18 protein-coding genes are annotated in these 20,799 nt (G+C 66.9%); 11 read left to right on the top strand and 7 right to left on the bottom strand.

The genetic code is table 11. The features are described 5' to 3' along the window. The first annotated feature begins 223 nt into the window (after positions 1-223). From FHW97_RS05500 to FHW97_RS05485, 4 genes are all read left to right on the top strand, one after another. Positions 224-1,714, top strand: a complete 1,491-nt coding sequence (locus tag FHW97_RS05500; protein ID WP_253941616.1) for a hemerythrin domain-containing protein — start codon at positions 224-226, stop codon at positions 1,712-1,714. A gap of 91 nt (positions 1,715-1,805) precedes the next feature. Continuing rightward, a complete protein-coding gene (locus FHW97_RS22355) occupies positions 1,806-2,801 on the top strand; it encodes an HWE histidine kinase domain-containing protein (RefSeq protein ID WP_171798322.1) in 996 nt (331 codons plus the stop codon). Between the two features lie 103 nt (positions 2,802-2,904). After that, entirely contained in the window at positions 2,905-3,099 is a 195-nt protein-coding gene (locus FHW97_RS05490) for a hypothetical protein (RefSeq protein ID WP_171798321.1), read from the top strand. A gap of 39 nt (positions 3,100-3,138) precedes the next feature. After that, positions 3,139-3,723 carry a DUF4142 domain-containing protein gene (locus FHW97_RS05485; RefSeq protein WP_171798320.1) on the top strand — a complete coding sequence of 195 codons (585 nt, stop codon included), beginning with the start codon at positions 3,139-3,141 and terminating at the stop codon, positions 3,721-3,723. Positions 3,724-3,764: 41 nt separating this feature from the next. Here the strand turns inward: FHW97_RS05485 and FHW97_RS05480 are convergent, their stop codons facing one another. Both FHW97_RS05480 and FHW97_RS05475 read right to left on the bottom strand, forming a co-directional pair. Then, a complete protein-coding gene (locus FHW97_RS05480; protein WP_370576907.1) occupies positions 3,765-4,343 on the bottom strand; it encodes a CinA family protein in 579 nt (192 codons plus the stop codon). 16 nt (positions 4,344-4,359) lie between these two features. Beyond that, positions 4,360-4,680 (bottom strand): hypothetical protein, encoded by a 321-nt coding sequence (locus tag FHW97_RS05475; RefSeq protein ID WP_171798318.1) that lies wholly within the window; start codon positions 4,678-4,680, stop codon positions 4,360-4,362. Between the two features lie 158 nt (positions 4,681-4,838). Between FHW97_RS05475 and FHW97_RS05470 the strand changes: the two genes are divergently transcribed. The 5 genes from FHW97_RS05470 (at position 4,839) to FHW97_RS05450 (ending at position 14,871) form a co-directional block, all read left to right on the top strand. After that, positions 4,839-5,642, top strand: a complete 804-nt coding sequence (locus tag FHW97_RS05470; protein ID WP_171798317.1) for a Crp/Fnr family transcriptional regulator — start codon at positions 4,839-4,841, stop codon at positions 5,640-5,642. Positions 5,643-5,748: 106 nt separating this feature from the next. Then, positions 5,749-7,026 carry an efflux RND transporter periplasmic adaptor subunit gene (locus FHW97_RS05465; protein ID WP_171798316.1) on the top strand — a complete coding sequence of 426 codons (1,278 nt, stop codon included), beginning with the start codon at positions 5,749-5,751 and terminating at the stop codon, positions 7,024-7,026. Then, positions 7,023-10,187, top strand: coding sequence for an efflux RND transporter permease subunit (locus FHW97_RS05460; RefSeq protein ID WP_171798315.1), 3,165 nt, complete (start codon positions 7,023-7,025; stop codon positions 10,185-10,187). Before FHW97_RS05465 ends, FHW97_RS05460 begins: the two co-directional genes overlap by 4 nt. Continuing rightward, the gene (locus FHW97_RS05455) at positions 10,184-13,375 is read left to right on the top strand and encodes an efflux RND transporter permease subunit (protein WP_171798314.1); all 3,192 of its coding nucleotides are present in this window, start codon (positions 10,184-10,186) and stop codon (positions 13,373-13,375) included. The genes FHW97_RS05460 and FHW97_RS05455 overlap by 4 nt, the downstream gene beginning before the upstream one ends. After that, positions 13,375-14,871, top strand: a complete 1,497-nt coding sequence (locus FHW97_RS05450) for an efflux transporter outer membrane subunit (protein WP_216647668.1) — start codon at positions 13,375-13,377, stop codon at positions 14,869-14,871. Before FHW97_RS05455 ends, FHW97_RS05450 begins: the two co-directional genes overlap by 1 nt. Here FHW97_RS05450 and FHW97_RS05445 read toward each other — a convergent pair. Then, positions 14,817-16,481, bottom strand: coding sequence for a tannase/feruloyl esterase family alpha/beta hydrolase (locus FHW97_RS05445; protein WP_216647667.1), 1,665 nt, complete (start codon positions 16,479-16,481; stop codon positions 14,817-14,819). The two genes, FHW97_RS05450 and FHW97_RS05445, sit on opposite strands and share 55 nt — an antisense overlap. Positions 16,482-16,501: 20 nt before the next feature. Here FHW97_RS05445 and FHW97_RS05440 point away from each other — a divergent pair, with 20 nt between their 5' ends. Both FHW97_RS05440 and FHW97_RS05435 read left to right on the top strand, forming a co-directional pair. Further along, the gene (locus tag FHW97_RS05440; protein WP_158442017.1) at positions 16,502-16,672 is read left to right on the top strand and encodes a hypothetical protein; all 171 of its coding nucleotides are present in this window, start codon (positions 16,502-16,504) and stop codon (positions 16,670-16,672) included. Between the two features lie 63 nt (positions 16,673-16,735). Further along, positions 16,736-17,026, top strand: a complete 291-nt coding sequence (locus FHW97_RS05435) for a hypothetical protein (protein ID WP_054130362.1) — start codon at positions 16,736-16,738, stop codon at positions 17,024-17,026. Here FHW97_RS05435 and maiA read toward each other — a convergent pair. Genes maiA through hppD form a run of 4 tightly spaced genes read right to left on the bottom strand, consistent with a single transcriptional unit; the run spans position 17,017 to position 20,664 of the window. Then, positions 17,017-17,703 (bottom strand): maleylacetoacetate isomerase, encoded by a 687-nt coding sequence (gene maiA, locus FHW97_RS05430; protein ID WP_171798313.1) that lies wholly within the window; start codon positions 17,701-17,703, stop codon positions 17,017-17,019. The genes FHW97_RS05435 and maiA overlap by 10 nt on opposite strands. Next, positions 17,661-18,962 carry a fumarylacetoacetase gene (gene fahA / locus FHW97_RS05425; RefSeq protein WP_171798312.1) on the bottom strand — a complete coding sequence of 434 codons (1,302 nt, stop codon included), beginning with the start codon at positions 18,960-18,962 and terminating at the stop codon, positions 17,661-17,663. Before fahA ends, maiA begins: the two co-directional genes overlap by 43 nt. Next, positions 18,959-19,558, bottom strand: a complete 600-nt coding sequence (locus FHW97_RS05420) for a VOC family protein (protein WP_370525337.1) — start codon at positions 19,556-19,558, stop codon at positions 18,959-18,961. The genes fahA and FHW97_RS05420 overlap by 4 nt, the downstream gene beginning before the upstream one ends. After that, positions 19,558-20,664, bottom strand: a complete 1,107-nt coding sequence (gene hppD, locus FHW97_RS05415) for a 4-hydroxyphenylpyruvate dioxygenase (protein ID WP_022677600.1) — start codon at positions 20,662-20,664, stop codon at positions 19,558-19,560. Before hppD ends, FHW97_RS05420 begins: the two co-directional genes overlap by 1 nt. Between the last annotated feature and the right edge of the window lie 135 nt (positions 20,665-20,799).

Raw genomic sequence — 20,799 nt, 5'->3', positions numbered from 1 at the left:
CAATTCACATAGGTTTGCTTTGGCGGTTCCCGTCGACCAGCCGTGGCACCGGGCAGACCAACCGCATCTTGCCCCAAGAGACAGATTGCAAATTGCACACATGGGATAGCCGCGCGGACATTGTGCGCCGCTCGCACGCTTCTCCTTCCGCAACGGGCGCCAGCCGCCCTGCCGGGCTTGCCCTTCGGCACTGCCCCAACCCAACGCGAAGGAGATCGGCCCGATGGCCAGCAACAGCACCCCTTCCCCTGCAACGCAGCCGGCGCAGACCGGGCAGGCCACCCCTGGCCAGGCTGCCGCATCATCGTCCGAAGCAGACAAGACCCACGGTGCCCAGACCGATACGGCAAAGGCAGGGGGCAAGGCGGCAAGCGGACGACGCGGACCGCGCGCCGCATCGCAAGGCAGCGCCGCGACCACCAGCAAGACCGCCAATGCCGACAAGAGCGCCAACAAGGGCTCCGATTCGAGCAGGGCCGATGGCGAGGCGATCCGCATGCTCAAGAACGACCATCGCCAGGTCGAAGATCTGTTCAAGGAGTTCGAGAGCGCCAGCGGCAGCCGCAAGGACGCGATTGTTACCGAGGTGTGCCAGGCGCTTACCCTGCACACCATGCTGGAAGAGGAAGTCTTCTATCCCGCCTGCCGCGCCGCAGCCGATAAAGACGACGATCTCGACGAAGCACAGGTGGAACACGACAGCGCCAAGGTGCTGATCGCCGACCTGGCACGCAGCGCCCGCGGCGATCCGTTCCGCGACGCCAAGTTCACGGTGCTGGCTGAGCAGATCCGGCATCATGTCAAGGAAGAGGAAGGCGACGACGGCATTTTCGCCCAGGCGCGCGAATCCGGCGTCGATACTCCCGAACTTGCAGCGCAGCTGAAAGAACTGCGCAGCGAACTGGAGGCCGAGGATCGGCTTCCGCCCCAGGCACCGGTTTCATTCGGCGCCTTTCCCAGGGCAAATGCCCACAATACCCAGGAGAGAACCATGGCAAGTTATCAAGGACGCGACAACGGCGATTATGGTCGGAGTGGCCGAGACGAGCGTGGCCGGTTCGCAGGTCAGGGCGGCCGCCGCAGCGAAGAAGATGACCGTCGCGGCGGACGCGGCAGCCAGGATCGCCCGCGTGACGACGAAGGCCGCTTTATGAGCGATGATCGCGGCCGCTCGAGCCGGGGCCATGACGATGACGATCGCGACTATCGCAGCCGGGGCGCCAGCAGCCGGGGCCGCGATGACCGCGACGATGATCGGGGCAATGACCGGGCCAATGACCGGGGCGGGCGCGGACACGGCGGCTGGTTTGGCGACTCCCATGGCCATTCGGAGGCTTCGCGCCGGGGCTGGGAACGGTCTGACCATGACGGCAGCGGCTGGTATGGCGATTCCCGTGGCCATTCCGAAGCATCGCGCCGTGGCTGGGAAAATTCCGACCACGAAGGCAGCGGCTGGTATGGCGATCCGCGTGGCCATTCCGAAGCGTCGCGCAAGGGCTGGGACGATCGCGGCAGCGCATCGCGCAGCGGCCGCCACGACGATGACGACGGGCGCCGCAGCAGCCGGGGCCGCGACGACCATGACGACGATCGGGGCCGCTCGCGCCGCATGAGCCACGATGATGATGACCGCGATCGCGGCCACGGCGGCTGGTTCGGCGATTCCCGCGGCCATTCGGAAGCATCGCGCAGGGGGTGGGAAGGCCGCCACTGATGCCCCTTGCTTCCAGACGGACCGGCCCCTTCACGGGGCCGGTCTTGTGCCTGTCAACCAAGCGCCGCGGCTTTCCTGACAAGGCGCGCCGGTGACGCGGATCGAAGCGGTTCGCCGCACCATTTTGCTCGATCTCACCCCATGGCAAAGGCTGTCAGGCATTGCCGTGGCGATCGCCGTGCCTGCTACCTTGCGCTGGGCATTGGGGCAGGCAGGCGAGGCAGTGCCGTTTGCGCCGTTCTTCCCGTTCGTGCTGCTGGCGGCGGTCTTCATGGGCTGGCGCGCCGCGCTGGTCGTGGCGATCATCACCACGCTGCTGGTGGAATGGGTGTTCCGTGGCGGCAGCCCATCCCTGCTCGATCCCCACCGCCTGACGCTGGCGCTGCTGATCGCGCTGGCCAACCTGGCGCTGATTGCCGTGGGCGACACGCTCCGCCGCACGGTGCGCCAGCTCGATGCCCTGGCGCGCGAACAGGATATCGTCGCACGCGAGATGTATCATCGCGTGCAGAACGCGCTTGGCGTGGTCCAGGCGCTGATCCGCGTATCGCACGCCGGCGATGATACCGAACGGTTCCGCCAGGATCTTTTGGCCCGGGTGCAGGCGCTGGCCAATGCCAACCGCCTGCTCGACAACCCACCGGGAAACACCAACGGCGCGCAGCGTCGCAACGTGACCGAGGCGCGGCAACCTGCCGATGGCGCGGGGCTGAACCTGGCGCAGCTGGTGCGCACCGCGATCGCCCCGTTTCACAAGGACGATGCGTTCCACATCGAAGGCCCGCCCTTCCTGATCGAGCGCGAGCCCGCGTATCATCTGCTGCTGGTGCTACATGAATTGTGCACCAATGCGCTCAAGCACGGCGCGCTGTCTGATCCGCGTGGGCGGGTGAGCATCGGCTGGAGCGCCGATGGCGTGCTGCTGTGGCGCGAGAATGGCGGGCCGCCGGTGCTGCCGCCCAGTCGCCAGGGCCTGGGCACGCGGATGTTCGCGCGCCAGCAGCACTGGACACTGGAACGCGATTTCGCGCCCAGCGGCCTGACGTGCCGCATCGCGCTGCGCGCCCGCGCCACAGTGGGGCGCTGATCGGCGACGCCGGCGGCGGCGCAATTGCACTTACCCATGTTGGGGGCGAGCAACATACCATTACGGTCAGGGCTTGTTGGTACATCCTCCCAGGAGTTCCCAGATGACCCAGCCCCAGTCCGCCTGCGCGGTTGCCATGCCCGCCCTGCCCCGCCCGACTACGCGCCGCCCGACCACGCCCGTGCCGCTGCATCCCTGGCATGAACGGCTGCCCGACCCGGATCTGCGGCCGCGCCTTTTGCCCGGCAGCGTCAGCCCGCAAGCCATTCGCGTGCCGCCCTCGCCCAGCCGGCATTGACGGCCGGATCAGCGAGACTGCCCAAAAGGAGAGAGTATCATGCCCAGATTTCCATTCGCGCCGGTGGCTGCCTGTGCCATGCTGCTGCCCTCGCTTGCTACGGCGCAGGGCCTGGCCCCAACCCAGCCGACGGCACCCCCATCGCCTGCCGACACCATGGCGCCGCTTGACGCGCCGACCTACCTTGCCAAGGCCGCCGCAGGCGACCGGTTCGAGATCGAATCCTCCCGCCTGATCCTGGCCAAGTCCCCCAGTGCCAAGGTGGCAAGCTTTGCCCGGATGATGATTGCCGACCATACACACTCCACCGCGCGGCTCACCCAGGCGGCCCGCCAGGATGGCTTGGCCATGCCGGCACCGGCGCTCGATTCCACGCAGGCGGCCGCGCTAGACGGGTTGCGCCAGGCGCAGGGGGAGACGGCGCAGAACGTTTACGTGGCTGCGCAGCGCGATGCCCACACGGCGGCACTGGCGCTGCATCGCGCCTATGCCGACAAGGGCGACAAACCGGCCTTGCGGGCGGCCGCCAACGCCATCGCGCCAGTGGTAGCCCGCCATGCCGACATGCTGGCCCAGATCGGCGGGCAGGAAGCCCAGGCGCCAGACACCTCACGCGGGCGCTGAGCACGAACGATCAGCGTCGGTTGAACGCGGCCTGGGGAAGCCTATCCCCGGGCCGCGTTCAATGCATCGGCCATCATCGCAAGGGCTGCCCCGGCCAGGTGCAGCCGCACCGCATCGCGCGGGCGGGCGCCATAATGGCACTCGCGCAGCAACAGCCCGCCATCACGCCGCAGCACCGCGATATGGGCCAGGCCCGGCTCGTCACGCGGGCCGCCGGTGCCGGCATTGCCAGTAATCGCGGCAACGAGCCCCGCCCGGCTATGAGCCAGTGCCCCGCGTGCCATTGCCTCGGCAATCGCGCGGCTCACGGGATCGTGACGGCGCAGCTCCACCAGATCGATCCCCAGCATCTCGCTCTTGGCCTGGGCCGAATACGTGACAAAGCCACGATCGAACCAGCGGCCATAGCCTTCGATATCGGTCAGCAGCGAAGCCAGCAGCCCACCGGTGCAGCTTTCGGCGGTCGCGATTGCCGCATCGTGCTCGGCCGCAAGCGCGAGCACGCGCTGTGCCGCCACCAGCAGTGGCGCGGCATCGCCAAGGCAGCCGTGCTGCACATCACGCCCCGGTGACGAAGCATGGCTGGGCGAAGCAGGGCCGGGCGAAGCAGGGCTGGGCACTGGGCGCGCCCTCATCCTACCGGCGCAGCGTCGGGCCGGCGTTCTGGCCGGCCTCGGCCCCTGGATTGCGTTCCACCTTGCTTTCCGGCCCGTCGATTCCCTCCTTGCCATGGCTGCCCGGCGGCAGCGGGATGGGATCGGGCACCGGTTCATCGATCGGCACCTCGGTCGGCGGCGGCGCGCCTACCCCGCCGGTGCCGCCGGTAAGCTGACCGGGGTTGTCGCGTTCTTCCTCATGCGAGGATTGCTGGCCGGAACGCTGATCGGAATGGGCAATGGGCGCGCCGCGCACCGTGCGCGGGGGGATGGCGGGCTGGGGTGGAGAACGATCGGCCATGGGTAGATATCCTTTTGCTGGCAGGCCATTTAAACCCCGCAGCACGCCCACAGGGCACGGATCACAACCTGTGATGAGATGGGGAACCACTGGGGCGATGGGGTGTTGCGATGGGCATCGGGGAAGGTGTTCCCCGGCCGATTGCAGAACAGGCCAGCATGAATCCCCTTCAGGCCAAATTCGCGCGCTACGTCGAACTGGACCTTCAGGCCCGGACGCAGATCGACGGCCTGTTGCGCAGCGAAGGGCGGCTGGTTCCGGCGGGGGCCGACCTTATCCGCGAAGGCGAGCCGATCCATTTCGTCAAGCTGGTCATCGATGGCTGGGGCTGTCGCTACAAACTGCTGGAGGATGGCCGGCGCCAGGTCGTGGCGTTCCTGCTGCCGGGAGACTTGTGCAATCCCGATGCCTTGGCGGCCGAGGCGATGGACCATTCGATCGGCGCGCTCAATGACATGCACTGCGCGCTGATTGCGCCCGAAGTGTTCGATCGTGCCTGCCTCCGCTCGCACAGCCTGCGCCAGGCCATGGCGTTTGATGCCTGCGCCATGCTGGGCATGCAGCGCGAATGGACACTCAACCTTGCCGCGCGCCCGGCCCTGGCACGGATCGGCGCCTTGCTATGCGAGTTGCACTATCGGCTGGCAGCCCTGGGCCTGGCAGCCGATGGGCGCTTTGCCACTCCGCTCACCCAGGTGACCCTGGCCGAAGCAACCGGCATGACATCGGTTCACGTCAACCGCGTGGTGCAGGATCTGCGCGGGCGCGGCCTGCTGCATTGGCACGGGCGCCATATCACCCTGCCCGATCCGGATCGGTTGGCGCAGCTTTCCGGCTTTTCTCCGCGTTATTTGCACATGAATCGCTTTGCGCCGGGAACCTCTGCGGGCGATCCCGACTTGGCTGCGAAATCGCCGCGCGTTCCGCCCAGAACCGAAAGTAAGATCGCCGGGGCAATCTGATACAACTTGGGAAACAAGACAGCTTGCACCGCGCGGGGCCATGGCGGAAGAACGCGAGAACTCGATCCGGGACTATCGAGTCGCAGGGCATGCAAGGGTTTGCTAGATGAACGCTGACGAAGCGAGTACACCTGTTTCTCCGGATCACGTAACGTCCGAACATCCCCCCCGCAGCAGCCGCAAGCGCACGCTTCTGATCGCCCTGGCGATCATTGCCGTGTTCGTGGTGGTTGCCCTGGGTGCTCGATGGGTGGCCAAGAGCGGCGGAGACAAGCGCGGCGGGCGTCCGCCGGCGGCGGTGAACATCGCGCCGGCGACCAAGGCAGACATGCCGGTGACGGTGGCCGCGCTGGGCACGGTGCAGCCGCTGGTTACCGCCACGGTACGCACGCAGCTGTCAGGCGTGCTGTTCAAGATCATGTTCCAGGAAGGGCAGATGGTCCGCCAGGGCCAGGTGCTCGCCCAGATTGATCCCCGCCCCTATCGCCTGGCGCTGGAACAGGCCCGCGCCAATCTGGCGCGTGACGAGGCACAGCTGACCTCGGCACGGCTCGATCTCAATCGCTATCAAACCCTGCTCAAGCAAGATTCGATCGCCAGCCAGCAGGTCGATACCCAGCGCGCCACGGTGGGGCAGCTGGCCGGCACCGTGGCAGCCGATCGCGCCGCCATCGGCACGGCCGCGCTCAACCTGGACTATACCGCGATCAAGGCGCCGATTTCGGGCCGCGTCGGCATTCGCCAGGTCGATATCGGCAACTACCTGACGCCGTCGGACACCAACGGTGTGGTGATCATCACCCAGGTCGATCCGATCGACGTGAGCTTTGCCCTGCCCCAGGCGCAGCTTTCCGCCATCGGGCAGACCGCCGGCGCAGGCAGCGGCCTGCCGGTTGACGCCAACGACCAGAACAACGGCAATCGCCTGGCCACCGGCCGCTTCCTGACGTTTGACAACCAGGTCGATGCCACCACCGGCACGGTCAAGGCCAAGGCCCGCTTTGCCAATGCCGGCAATGTTTTGTTCCCCGGCGCCTTCGTCAACGTGTCGATGCTGGTACAGACGCTGCATGACGTGGTGACCGTGCCGGTCAGCGCGGTGCGCCACGGCAGCCAGGGCGATTTCGTCTTCGTGGTAAAGCCCGACAACACGGTGAAGCTGACCGTGGTCAAGACCGGCCCCTCTTCGGGTGACAAGCTGGCGATCCTTTCGGGCCTGACGGCCGGCACCCAGGTGGTGATCGAGGGCGCCGATGGCCTGGAAGACGGCGCCAGCATCAACAAGGGCGGCAAGCGCGGCGGTGGCCAAGGTAATGGCGGCGGAGGCGGCCAAGGTGGCAATGGCCATCACCGCCGCGGCGCCAATGCCGGAAACGCGGGATGAGCACGTCCGATCTGCCTGAGCAGGCCCCTGCCCAACCCGGCGGGCCATCCCGGCTGTTCATCCTGCGCCCGGTGGCGACCACACTGTTGATGGTGGCGATCCTGCTGGCGGGCCTGGTGGCCTATCGCATGCTGCCGCTCTCGGCCCTGCCCGAGGTGGACTATCCGACGATCCAGGTCACCACGCTCTATCCCGGCGCCAGCCCCGATGTGATGGCGCTGACCGTGACGTCACCGCTGGAGCGCCAGTTCGGGCAGATGCCGGGGTTGACGCGGATGACCTCGGCCTCCTCGGCCGGGGCATCGGTGATCACCATGCAGTTCCGCCTCGATCTGTCGCTCGATATTGCCGAGCAGGAAGTGCAGGCGGCGATCAACGCAGCCAATACGCTGCTGCCCACCGATCTTCCCGCGCCGCCGATCTATGCCAAGGTCAACCCGGCCGATGCGCCGATCCTGACGCTGGGCATCACCTCGAAAAGCCGGCCGCTGGGCGAAGTGCAAGGCATTGTCGAGCGCCAGTTCAGCAACAAGATCGCCCAGGTTTCGGGCGTGGGCCTGGTGTCCATGTCGGGCGGGCAGCGCCCCGCCGTGCGCATCCAGGCCAATGTGCCCGCGCTCGCCGCGCGCGGCCTGTCGCTGGAATCGATCCGCAGCGCGATTGCCAATGCCAATGCCAACGCCGCCAAGGGCAGCTTTGACGGCCCGACCAAGAGCTGGACGATCGACGCCAACGACCAGTTGGGCGATGCCGCCAGCTATCGCAACCTGGTCGTCGCCTTTGCCAATGGTGCGCCGGTGCGGCTGTCCGATGTGGCGCAAGTGGTCCAGGCCACGGAAAACACGCGCATCGCTTCGTGGATGAATGGCCAGCCGGCGGTCGTGCTCGATGTGCAGCGCCAGCCCGGCGCCAACGTGATCGGCACGGTCGACGCGATCAAGGCATCCCTGCCCGAGCTTGAGGCCCAGTTGCCGGCCGACGTGCACGTGACCGTGCTGACCGACCGCACCGCTGGCATCCGCGCCTCGGTGTCCGATGTGCGCACGGAACTTGTCCTGGCCGTGGTGCTCGTCACGCTGGTGATCTTCCTGTTCCTGGGTTCGCTGCGCGCCACGGTGGTGGCCAGCATTGCCGTGCCGCTTTCGCTGGTCGGCTCGTTTGCGGCGATGTATTTCCTCGATTTCTCGATCAACAACCTCACGCTGATGTCGCTGACCATCGCCTCGGGGTTCGTGGTCGACGATGCCATCGTCGTGCTGGAAAATATCGCACGCCATATCGAAGATGGGATGCGCCCATTCGAGGCTGCGCTCAAAGGCGCCAGCGAGATCGGCTTTACGATCATCTCGCTGACCGTCTCGCTGATCGCCGTGTTGATCCCGCTGCTGTTCATGGGCGACGTGGTTGGTCGCCTGTTCCGCGAATTTGCCGTGACGCTGGCGGTGACGATCCTGATCTCGGCACTCGTGGCGCTCACGCTCGTGCCGATGCTGTCGGCGCGCTGGCTCAAGCCCGAGCATGAAGAGCGCCAGTATCGCGTGACGCAGGCCACCCGCAACTGGTTCGACCGCCTCGCCGCCCGCTACATGACCGCGCTAGATTGGGTCATGGCGCGCAGCGGGCTGACCATGGCGGTGTTTGCCGGCACGCTTGCGGTGACGGCGCTGCTGTTCTGGATCATCCCCAAGGACCTCTTTCCCGAACAGGACACCGGCCAGATCGCGGTGACGACCGTGGCCGGGCAGGACATCGGCTATACCCGCATGACCCAGCTGCAAAGCCAGGTGGCGCAGGCGCTGCTGGCCGATCCGTCGGTCGACAGCCTCAGTTCCTCGGTCGGCGTCGATGGGCAGAACCCCACGCTTTCGCAGGGGCGCATGGTCGTCAACCTCAAGAGCGAGGGCGATCGCGGCAATCTTGCCCATGTGATCGACAGCCTGACCCAGGCGACCAGCGGGATCGTGGGGATCAAGACCTACTTCCGCCCGGTGCAGGATCTCACCATCGACACCTCCACCGGGGTCAATGCCTATCGCTTCTCGCTGCAAGGCGCGGACGAGGCGGTGGTCAACCAGTGGGGCGAAAAGCTGGCAGCGGCGCTCAAGGACGATGCGCATCTGCAAAACGTCACGTCCAACGTGATGGGCGGCGGCCAGGCAGTAACGGTGAATATCAACCGCGATATCGCCGGGCGTCTGGGCCTCTCGGTGCTGACGATCGACAACGCGCTCTACGATGCCTTTGGCCAGCGCATCGTTTCGACCATCTACACCCAGTCGAGCCAGAACCGCGTGATCCTGGAAGCGCAGCCTGGCTCGGTCACCAGCCCGCAGGCGCTGGGTGACCTGCGCATTCCGCTGCCGGGCGGGACGACCGTGCCGCTTTCGACCATTGCCACGATCACGACCGGGCCCACCGCGCTCGTCGTCTCGCGCGAGGCGCAGTTCCCCTCGGCCACGATCGGGTTCGATCTGGCGCCGGGCGTGTCGCTGGGCAAGGCGGTTTCGGTGATCGAGCATGCCGAGCAGACCATCGGCATGCCCGCCGCGGTCTCGACCAATTTTTCTGGCGCTGCCTCGGCCTTCAAATCGTCGCTCTCGAACGAGCTGTGGCTGATCCTGGCCGCGATCGTGGTGGTCTATATCGTGCTGGGCGTGCTCTATGAAAGCTTCGTCCACCCGATCACAATCCTTTCGACGCTGCCATCGGCCGGGATCGGTGCGCTGCTCGGCCTGTGGCTGACTGGATCGGGGCTGGGCGTGATCGGCATCATCGGCATCGTGCTGCTGATCGGCATCGTCAAGAAGAACGCGATCATGATGATCGACTTCGCGCTCGAGGCCATGCGCGAGGAAGGCGCCGATCCGTCGCACGCCATCCGTCAGGCCGCGCTGCTGCGCTTCCGCCCGATCATGATGACCACGTTCGCCGCGCTGTTTGCCGCATTGCCGCTGATCTTTGGCGGCGGCATGGGGCACGAATTGCGCCAGCCGCTGGGCATCGCCATCGCGGGCGGTCTGATCTTCAGCCAGGTGCTGACGCTGTTCACCACGCCGGTGATTTTCCTGGGCCTTGAACGCTGGCGCGAGCGGCGCGAAACCGCGCGCGGGGCCGCAACGCCCTCCCAGGAACCCGGCGCCCAGGAACCGGGCCGCGCATGAACGTTTCCGCGCCTTTCATCCGGCGCCCGGTCGGCACCCTCCTGCTCACTATCGGGTTGATGCTGGCGGGCGTGGCCGCGTTCTTCAACCTGCCGGTGGCGCCGCTGCCGGCGGTGGATTTCCCCACGATCATGGTCCAGGCCAACTTGCCCGGCGCCAGCCCTTCGACGATGGCGGCAAGCGTCGCCGCCCCGTTAGAGCGGCATCTGGGGACCATCGCCGGGGTCAGCGAAATGACCTCGCGATCGGGCGTGGGGTCAACCCAGATCACCCTGCAGTTCGATCTGTCGCGCAATATCGATGGCGCCGCGCGCGATGTGCAGGCCGCGATCAACGCCTCGCGCGCCGATCTGCCGGCCACGCTCAAAAGCAATCCCAGCTATCGCAAGGCCAACCCGGCCGAAGCGCCGGTGCTGATCCTCGCGCTCACTTCCGATACCCGCAGCCCGTCTGAAATCTATGATGCGGTGTCCAACGTGGTGCAGCAAAAGCTGCTCCAGGTGCAGGGCGTCGGCAATGTCGAGCTGGGCGGCGCGGCGTTGCCCTCGGTGCGGATCGAGGTAAACCCGCTGGCCCTGTCGCGCGCCGGTATCGCGCTCGAAGACGTGCGCACCGCGCTCCAGTCGGAAAGCGCCAACCGTCCGCGTGGCGTGCTCGATACCGGCAACGGCAGTTTCCAGGTCTATTCCAACCAGGCCGGCCGCCACGCCGCCGATTACCGCGATACCGTGATCGCCTGGCGCAATGGCGCCGCCGTGCGCCTGTCTGACATCGCCACTGTCACCGATGGGCCGGAAGACATTCGCACCATCGGCCTGTTCAACGGCAAGCGCGCCGTGCCGATCCTGATCAGCCGCCAGCCCGGCGCCAACATCGTGGAAACGGTCGATGCGCTCAAGGCGCAACTGCCGGCGCTGCAGGCCGCCCTGCCGCCCGATATCCACCTGTCGATCGGATCGGACCGCACCCGCACGATCCGCGCCTCGCTGCACGAGGTGGAAGTGACGCTGCTGATCGCCACGCTGCTGGTGGTGCTGGTGGTCGGCCTGTTCCTGCAATCGTGGCGCGCCACGCTGATCCCGGCCGCGGCGGTGGTGGCCTCGCTGCTCGGCACGCTGGGCGTCATGTATCTGGCGGGGTTTTCGCTCGACAATCTCTCGCTCATGGCCTTGACCGTGGCGACAGGCTTCGTGGTCGACGATGCCATCGTGGTGGTCGAGAATATCAGCCGCCATGTGGAACACGGCATGTCGCCCCTGTCCGCCGCGCTCAAGGGCGCGCGCGAGGTGGGCTTTACCGTGCTGTCGATCTCGGTCAGCCTGGTGGCGGTGTTCGTGCCGCTGATTTTCATGGGTGGCCTGGTCGGCCGCCTGTTCCGCGAATTTGCGCTGACCATGTCGGTTGCCGTGGCGATCAGCCTGGTCGTGTCGCTCACCACCACGCCGATGCTGGCCGCGCGCCTGCTCGATGGCCGCGAAAGCGACAGCCGGGTGATGCGCACGGCCAAGCGCTGCGTCGAATGGTCAGAAGCGCGCTATGCCCGCAACCTGGATTGGGCGCTGGCGCATCGCGGGCTGGTCATGCTGGTCCTGGTGCTGACCGTGGCGCTCAATGTCTGGCTGATCGCCATCGCGCCCAAGGGCTTCTTCCCGCAGCAGGATACCGGCGGCCTGATGGGCGGCGTGCGCGCCGACCAGTCGATCTCGTTCTCAGACCTGCAGGACAAGCTCACGCGCATTACCCGCATCGTCAAATCCGATCCCGCGGTCGATACCGTGGTCTCGTTTGCCGGCGGTTCGCGCGCGGGTGGTGGCTTCCTGTTCGCCACGCTCAAAGACCGCTCGCAACGCCCGCCGGTCAACGAGGTAATCGGACGCCTGCGGCCCAAGCTGGCGCGCGTGCGCGGGGTCAGCCTGTTCCTCAACCCGGTGCAGGATCTCCAGGCTGGCGGGCGGCAGACCAACAGCACCTATCAATACGTGCTCAAGGCCGATCACGCCGCCGTGTTGCAGGCCGCCGGGCAAAAGCTGGTCGATGCGCTCAAGACCCATCCCGACCTCATCACCGACGTCGATATCGACCAGCAGGATGCCGGCGCCGACGCCTTTGTCGAGGTCGACCGCGATGCCGCCGCGCGGCTGGGCATCCCGATGCAGACGGTCGATGCCACGCTCTACGATGCCTTTGGCCAGCGCCAGGTGGCCAATATCTACTCCGGCCTCAACCAGTATCACGTGGTGATGGAGGCCGATCGCCAGTTCAACGGCTCGCCCGAGGCGCTCAACAACATCTATCTGCCGGTAGCCGGCGCGATCAGCTCAGCCAGTTCTGCGGCCAACCTGACGGGATCGGGCGGCGCGGCGGCCGGTGGCGCATTGGTTGCCAGCGGCAGCGCGGTCAGCACCACGGCCCGCACGATGACGCCGCTTTCGGCGATCGCGCGGTGGAGCACAGGATCGACCGATGCGCAGGTCAGCCACTCTGATGGCGAGCCGTCGGCCACGATCTCGTTCAACCTGCCGCAGGGCGTGTCGCTGGGCCAGGCCTCGCAACTCATCGCGCAGGTGCAGGCGAGCCTGGCCTTGCCCGCCACGGTCCACGGCGAATTCGGTGGCACGGCCAAGGTCTTTGCCCAGTCCACCGCCAGCATGCCGCTGCTGATCCTGGCGGCGCTGGTGGCGATCTATATCGTGCTCGGCATCCTCTATGAGAGCGCGATCCACCCGCTCACCGCGCTGTCCACCATCCCCTCGGCCGGGGTTGGCGCGATGATCGCCCTGATCGCCAGCGGCGGCCAGTTCGACATCATCGCCCTGATCGGCATCATCCTGCTGATCGGCATCGTGAAGAAGAACGCGATCATGATCATCGATTTCGCGCTGGAGGCAGAGCGGAACGAAGGTCTTTCCCCGGTAGAGGCCGTGCGCGAGGCCTGCCTCAAGCGCTTCCGCCCAATCCTGATGACCACGATGGCCGCCGCGCTGGGCGCGTTGCCGCTGGCGATCGGCTTTGGCGATGGTGCAGAACTGCGCCGCCCGCTCGGCATCGCCATTTTCGGCGGTCTGGTCGCCAGCCAGGTGCTGACCTTGATGACCACGCCGGTGGTCTATCTCGCGCTCGACCGCTTCCGCCGCCGCCGTCCACGCCGCGCGGCCCCGCCGGCCCCGATCCAAGGAGTACCCGCCTGATGCGCGCGCCCCTCTCCCGCTTTTCCGCGCTCGTCATTCCCGGCATGGCGCTGCCGCTGGTCCTGGCCGGCTGCTCGATGGCGCCAGCCTATCGCCCGCCCGCCACGGTGGCGATCCCGCCACAGTTCAAGGAAGAGCCCGGCTGGGCCGTGGCGACGCCCTCGGATGCGGTGGCGCGCGGGGCGTGGTGGGATCTGTTCCGCGATCCCGTGCTTGATAGCCTGGAACAGAAGGTAGCGGTCACCAACCAGAACGTGGCCAGCTATCGCGCGGCCTATCAAGCCGCGCGCGCACTGGTGCAGGTGCAGCGTTCGGCGCTGTTCCCCTCGCTTACCGCGTCGGCCAGCGGCACCCGCTCGCAGGATTTCGCTGGCCAGAACGTGACTGGTGGCACTGGGGTTTCGACCACCACCACCGGGGCTACCGTCTCGCGCTATTCCCTCTCGATCGGTGCGAGCTGGGAGCCCGATCTGTGGGGCCGGCTGGGCAACACGGTGAACCAGGCCAAGGCCAACGCCCAGGCAAGCGAAGGCGATCTGGCCAATGCCACGCTGTCTGCGCAAGGGGAACTCGCCACCAACTATGTCCAGTTGCGTGGCATCGATGCGCAGCGCGTGCTGCTCGATCGCACCGTGGCCGATTATACCCGCGCCCTGGCCATCACCACCAACAAGTACAAGGCCGGTACCGTTTCCCACGCCGACGTGTTCGAGGCGCAGACCACGCTGAGCAACGCGCAGGCCACCCGCGCCGATCTCGATCGTCAGCGCGCCGTGCTGGAACACGCGATTGCCGTGCTGGTGGGCGAAAACCCGTCAACCTTTGCCCTTTCGGCAGTCGATTGGCAGCCAGTGGTGCCGGAAATCCCAGCCCAGGTACCGGCCGCCCTGCTGCAGCGCCGGCCCGACATTGCCGCCGCCGAACGCCGCGTGGCCGCGGCCAATGCCAATGTCGGCATCCAGAAGGCGGCCTATTTCCCGCAAGTCACGCTGTCGAGCAGCGTGGGCACCAACAGCAGCGTAATCGGCCAGTTGTTCCAGGCCGCCACCAGCCTGTGGTCGCTGGGCTTGAGCGGGGCAATGACGCTGCTGGATTTCGGGGCGCGGCATGGCGCCGTGGTCCAGGCGCGCGCGCAGTATGATCAGACGGTGGCAACCTATCGCCAGACGGTGCTGGCCGCGTTCCAGCAGGTGGAAGACAACCTGGCCGGAACACGCGTGCTGGCGCAAGTAGCGCAGCGCCGGGCAGAAGCGACCGTTTCGGCGAGCCAGGCCGAAACCATTGCCAACAACCAGTATCGCAACGGCATCGTCGATTACACCTCGGTCATCACCGCGCAAACCGCAGCGCTGTCGGCGCGGCAGACCGAAATCCAGTCGGTGATCGATCGCCAGACCGCCGCCATTGCCCTGGCCCAGGCCGTGGGCGGGCGGTGGAGCGATCAGCCCCCCGCTGCCGCCACTGCTCCTGCCACGGGCGCTTCGGCGCAGGAGTAGCTTTCGGCGCGATCGGGATCGCCGCCGTTATAGCGGGCATAGCCCGGCCAAGGGCATAGCGGACGTGCGCCCTTGCCCTGGCTGCGCGTGGCGACCACCGCTGCGGGCGCCTCTCCGCGCTCTACCCAATCGACCACGGCGCCCAGCAGGTCGAAGCGGTCAAACGCATCGCCGCCTTGGCAATGGGCCATGCCCGGCACCATGTAGAACCGGCTGGACTGCGCCCAGGCCGCGCCGTTGGTCTTGCCCGCGCGCTTCCAGTAATCGAGCGTGTCGAGCGCCGAAAACCACGGATCGCTGACTCCGTGATAGAACAGCACTTTGCCCTGGTGGCCCAGGAAAGTGCTAAGATCGGTCCAGCCATCGGTGTCGGTCAGCGCCTGCATCCAATCGGCGCGGATCGCCGCGGCACGGGCATCCAGATCTACCGTGAGATCGCGGTTGGGCGGGCCGAGGATATCGGTGCGGCCATCGGCGATATAGCCCGATACCGGCCCTGACGTATCGACCACGCCGGTGTCAAAGGGCACCGGCGCATAGAGCGCGCGGCCAGCCGCGTCGCGCGGGCCGGCAAAGGCGCGGTCCAGCGCCTCCACCTGCGGCGCGCTAAGGCAGCCATCCTGCTTGTCGGCGTGGCACTGCAACGCGGCCGGGCGAAAATGGCACTGCGCCACGGCCATGATCATGCCATCCACCCGGCCATCCAGGCCATCGCACTGCGCCAGCAGACCGGCGCGGATGGTCTGACGGTCGGCGGCGGAAAAGGCCTTGTCAGGCAGCGGCAGCCCTTGGCCATCGCGCGGCGCGGCCTGGTTGAACATGACCTTGGCATAGGTAGTGCCCAGGTTCGAAAAGCCGGTGCGCATTGCCGGCGCGCCGATCACCAGCCCATCGAACAGCGCGGGATAGCGCTCCATCGCCAACATCGTCTCGCGCCCGCCGGTGGAGCAGCCCGCCATATAGCTGTGCGCCGGCGCGCGGCCATAGAACCGCGTGGCGACCGCCTTGCCCAGTTGCGCCACGGCGGGAACCGCCGCCTGGGCAAAATCAAGCGTCGCGCGCTGGTCGGTGCGGAACGAGGCGTCGAACACCGCGCCCTGGTGCCCGCTATCGTGGCTGGCAACGGCAAAGCCCCGCGCCAGGGCCGGAACCGTGCCTGCTGCAGCGCCGCCCACGGCCGGGCGGACCGAGCCATTGAGGCCGCCGCCGCCCTGCAACAGAAAGCGGCCGTTCCACGCCAGCGGCAGGTTCACTTCAAAGCGGATGCCATAGGCGCGGCCATCGGCGCCTTTGCGCGGATCGATGACTCCGCTCACCTTGCAATAGGCAGGCAACGCCGGCAGCGCCTCTCCCTGCGCACCCTGCCCGGCCGGACTTTGCGGCACGACCTGCGCGGCCGTAATCTGTACCGGGCGCCCGCCATCGGCCGGAGCAAAGCGCATGCCCGCCATCAGCGGGCAGCGCTGCGCCAGGCCCGACCCGGATGCCGGTGGAACCGATGTCGCCCCGCGCGCCTGCGCCAGGCCGGGCACGGCGAGCAAGCCAACCAGCACTGCTCCGGGAATGGCTGCCTGCACCACGCGGCGGCGCTTGCTCTGCTTGACCATCATCGTCCTCTCCCGCCTGCGTCGTGATCATCACAATCGTTAGGGCATCGAACTTGTTCTTTTCACGGAAAGACCAGGTGTTCAAGCCCTTGCGCACCGCCGCTATTATTGTTGCAGCGCAGCGCAATATTACAATTCAAGCCGGGTTTGCGGGACGGCCGATTGCAATATCTGCCGAAATGTCTAAGGTTTGACACGGGACCACAACTTTTGCTGTGCATTTAGTTTCATTTGCACCGCAATAATGGGGGGCGGTCATGACCATCGACTGGACGCAGCGTGCCTGGCTTGAATGGTCTGCCACACACAGTGAGGCCGAGCCCAAGCCCTTCATTAAAGTGGAAAGTGTGCGGCCCGAACCGCTGGCCAAGATCGTCCGCCTGATGCTGCGCTGGAACATCGACACGCGCAAAAGCTTCCGCATCGTTACCGATAGCGGCCTGATCCTCAACGCCAGCGCGCTGGAACAGGTGGTGCAGGACGGGCGCTTTCCGTTTCCGCCGGCCGTGGCCGAGGCACCGGGCGCATCAGCCGCCGATCACGCCTGATCGGCGTCTTCCTGTGCGCAAGGATGCGCCGCGGCAAAGGCGGGCAGCCCGGCACAGCGCGCATCGATCGCCACCAGGCGGGGAAAGGCATCGAGTGACACGCCGAACCGGCGGGCGGAATATAGCTGCGGCACCAGGCAGCATTCGACCAGACCCGGCGCATCGCCATAGGCAAAGCCGGCGCCCCAGCGCGTGACCATGGCCTCCAGCGCGGCGAGGCCATCCCCCATCCAGCGCGCCAGCCAGGCCTGCACCTGGCCTTCGCTAGCGCCGATATCACCCTTGAGAGCCTGCAACACGCGCAAGTTGCCCAGCGGGTGCACGTCGCAGGCAATGATCTGGGCCATCGCCCTCACCCGCGCGCGGCCCAGCGCATCGGCCGGCAACAGCGCGGGCGCCGGGTGGGTTTCCTCCAGCCATTCGATGATCGCCAGCGACTGCGTCAGCGGCGGCACGCCGGCCTCGCCACAATCGAGCGCGGGCACCAGGCCCTGCGGATTGAGCTGCCGATAGCCATCGGCCCGCTGCGCACCGGTGCGCAAGTCGTGCGCGCAGGTGGCATGCTCCAGCCCCTTGAGCGCCAGCGCAAGGCGCGCCCGCCAGGCCGCGCCGGAACGCCAATAGCCGTGAAGCGTCAGGCCCACGGCTGGCGCGCCGGCATGATCTGCCCCTCGCATGGGCCAAACCCGATCGTGGCAAAGCCATCCCGCTCTGCCCGGGCATGGAGCGCCAGTTCGTCGCCGTCTTCCAGGAACGTGCGACTTTCCCCGCCCGGCAGGGGCAGCGGCGCCTTGCCGCCCTGGCTCAGTTCCATCAGGCTGCCCGCGCTTTCGGGCGTGGGGCCAGACAGCGTGCCCGTGCCGAGCAGATCGCCGGCATGCAGATCGCAACCGTTCGAGGCATGGTGCGCCACGATCTGCGCCGGGGTCCAATACATCGCCGCGTGGCTGTTGCCGTGGCTGAGCCGGTGCGGCGGCAGCCCGGCCGCGCGCATGGCTGCGGTGCGCAGCGTGGTTTCCAGCGTGATCGCCAGGGCGCCTTCGCCCTCCTCGCGCAGATAGGGCAAGGGCTGGGGATCGCCTGCCGGCCGCGGCTGTGGCGTGGTGCGGAACGGGGCCAGTGCCTGGGCAGTGATCACCCAGGGCGAGACCGTGGTGGCAAAGTTCTTGGCCAAAAACGGCCCCAGGGGCTGGTATTCCCAGGCCTGGATATCGCGCGCCGACCAATCGTTGAGCAGGCAGACGCCGCCGATCCGCGCCCACGCCGTGCCGATCGGCACCGGCGCGCCCAGATCATTGTCGCCCGCGATCCACAGGCCCAGTTCCAGCTCGTGATCCAGGCGCCGACACGGGGCATGGACCGGCGCATCGGCATCGGGCGCTTTGAGTTGGCCCCATGGCCGCACCACCGGCGTGCCCGAAACCCGCACCGAAGACGCCCGGCCGTGATAGCCGATCGGCACATGCTTGTAGTTGGGCAGCAAGGGATTGTCCGGGCGGAACAGCTTGCCGATGGCCGTGGCGTGATTGATGCCGACATAGAAATCGGTGTAATCGCCAATCGCGAACGGCAGATGCAGCACGACATCGGCCGCCGGATAGAGATGCGGCGTCACTTTCAGGCGGCAACGCTCGCTCGACAGCAGCGCGAACAGCGCATGGCGCAGCGCCACGCGGTCTGTCTCGGCCAGACGGAACAGTGCGTTGAGCGTGGGCTGTGCCAGCGCCGCAGCCAGCCCGGCCGGCAGCGCGCCATCGGCAGCAAGGCCGGCCAGGTCGACGACATGATCACCAATCGCGGTGGCGATGCGCGGGTCCGTGTCGCCCTGCTTGTGCGAGAACACGCCCAGCGGCAGGTTCTGCACCGGGAAATCAGGATGGCTGGCGCCGCCGTCCACCCAGCTTTGCGCGCGGGCATCGTGGGTATGGTCGATCATGCCTCGCTGGCCTCGTCGGGCTGGGCGTGCAGCCAGGCGGCGTGGCGCGGGGCGCGTCGGGTCTGCGCCCATTCCTCCAGCATGGCAGGCGCCACGGCGCGGGCCATGTCCACCTGTTCGGCCGTGCCGATATCGCAGGCCAGTTCCAGGCGGTGGCCATTGGGGTCGAAGAAATAGATCGACTTGAACAGGCCGTGCCAGGTGGGGCCAAGCACGTCGATGCCCTGCGCCTCGATATGGGCCTTGGCGCGCAGCAGCGTGGCTTCGTCAGCCACCTTGAAGGCCAGGTGCTGCACCCAGGCCGGCGTGGCCGGATCGCGGCCCATCTCGGGCTGGTTGGGCAACTCGAAAAAAGCCAGCACATTGCCCGCGCCGGCATCGAGGAACACGTGCATGTAGGGATCGAACGCACCGGTGGATGGCACATGATCCTCGGCAAAGGCCGTGGTATAGGCCATGCCGAGCACGCGGCCGTACCACTCCACCGTTTCCTTGGCATCGCGGCAACGATAGGCAACGTGATGCACCCCGCCGAGCAGTGGGGGCTGCGTGTTCAGCGCCGTGCTGTCAGGCGCAGCGGTTGACATCGCGTCCATCACGCATCCTCCCCCACCTTGAGCACACCTCGGCGCAGCTGGTCGCGCTCCATGCTTTCGAACAGGGCGGTGAAATTGCCCTCACCAAAGCCCTCGTCCTTCTTGCGCTGGATGAATTCAAAGAACACCGGGCCGATCTGCGTTTCCGAAAAGATCTGCAGCAGCAGGCGCGGATCGCCCTGCACGGTCGAACCATCGAGCAGGATGCCACGCTTCTGCAGTTCGGCCACCGGCTCACCATGGCCGGGCAGGCGCTCTTCCAGCATCTCGTAATAGGTGGCGGGGGGCGGCGTCATGAAAGGGGTGCCGCTGGCCTTGAGCGTGTCCCAGCCGGCGATCAGGTCGTCGCAGGCAAAGGCGATGTGCTGGATGCCTTCGCCATTGTAGGCGCGCAGGAACTCTTCGATCTGGCCGCCACCCTTTTGCGATTCCTCGTTGAGGGGGATGCGGATCTTGCCATCGGGCGCGGTCATCGCCCGGCTGGTGAGGCCGGTGTATTCGCCCTTGATATCGAAATAGCGGATCTCGCGGAAACCGAACACGCGCTCGTAGAAGCTGGCCCAGTGCGCCATGCGCCCGCCATAGACATTGTGCGTGAGGTGATCGATCGTGTGGAAACCCGCGCCCACCGGCTGGCGATCCACCCCCGGCAGATAGACGAAATCGATGTCATAGATCGACAGGTCACCGAACTGCCCGCCGTGATAGCGATCGACCAGGTAGATGATCGATCCGCCGATGCCGCGAATGGCGGGAATGCGCAGTTCCATCGGGCCGGTCTTCACGTCGACCGGCTCTGCCCCGCGTTCCAGCGCGGCGGCATAGGCCTTAGCCGCATCGCGCACACGCCAGCCCATGCCGCAGGCCGAGGGGCCATGCTCGGCCGCAAAATAGGCAGCCGGGCTGCGCTTTTCATAGTTGGCGATCAGGTTGATCCCGCCCTGCCGCCACAGTTCCACATCCTTGCTGCGGTGGTTAGCGATGTGGGTAAAGCCCATGGCGGTGAACACCGGGCCCAGGCTGCCGCGATCGGCGCTGGCAAATTCGATGAATTCGAACCCGTCGAGGCCCAGGGGGTTTTCAAACAGATCGGTCGATGCGGCCATGGCGCGTGTCTCTCCACCAGCAGGGGCGTGCCGGCGCGGCAGCCACCGTGTTTGGAGACATTCTAGCCCAAAGGCGATGCACGGTCCGCGCGAAGTTGGACGTAAAACCGCCTATGCCTGCGTGATCAGCGCATA

It is taken from the genome of Novosphingobium sp. SG754, assembly GCF_013149315.1.
In the GTDB taxonomy this organism is placed as follows: domain Bacteria; phylum Pseudomonadota; class Alphaproteobacteria; order Sphingomonadales; family Sphingomonadaceae; genus Novosphingobium; species Novosphingobium capsulatum.
This window is presented reverse-complemented; position numbering and strand designations above follow the sequence as displayed.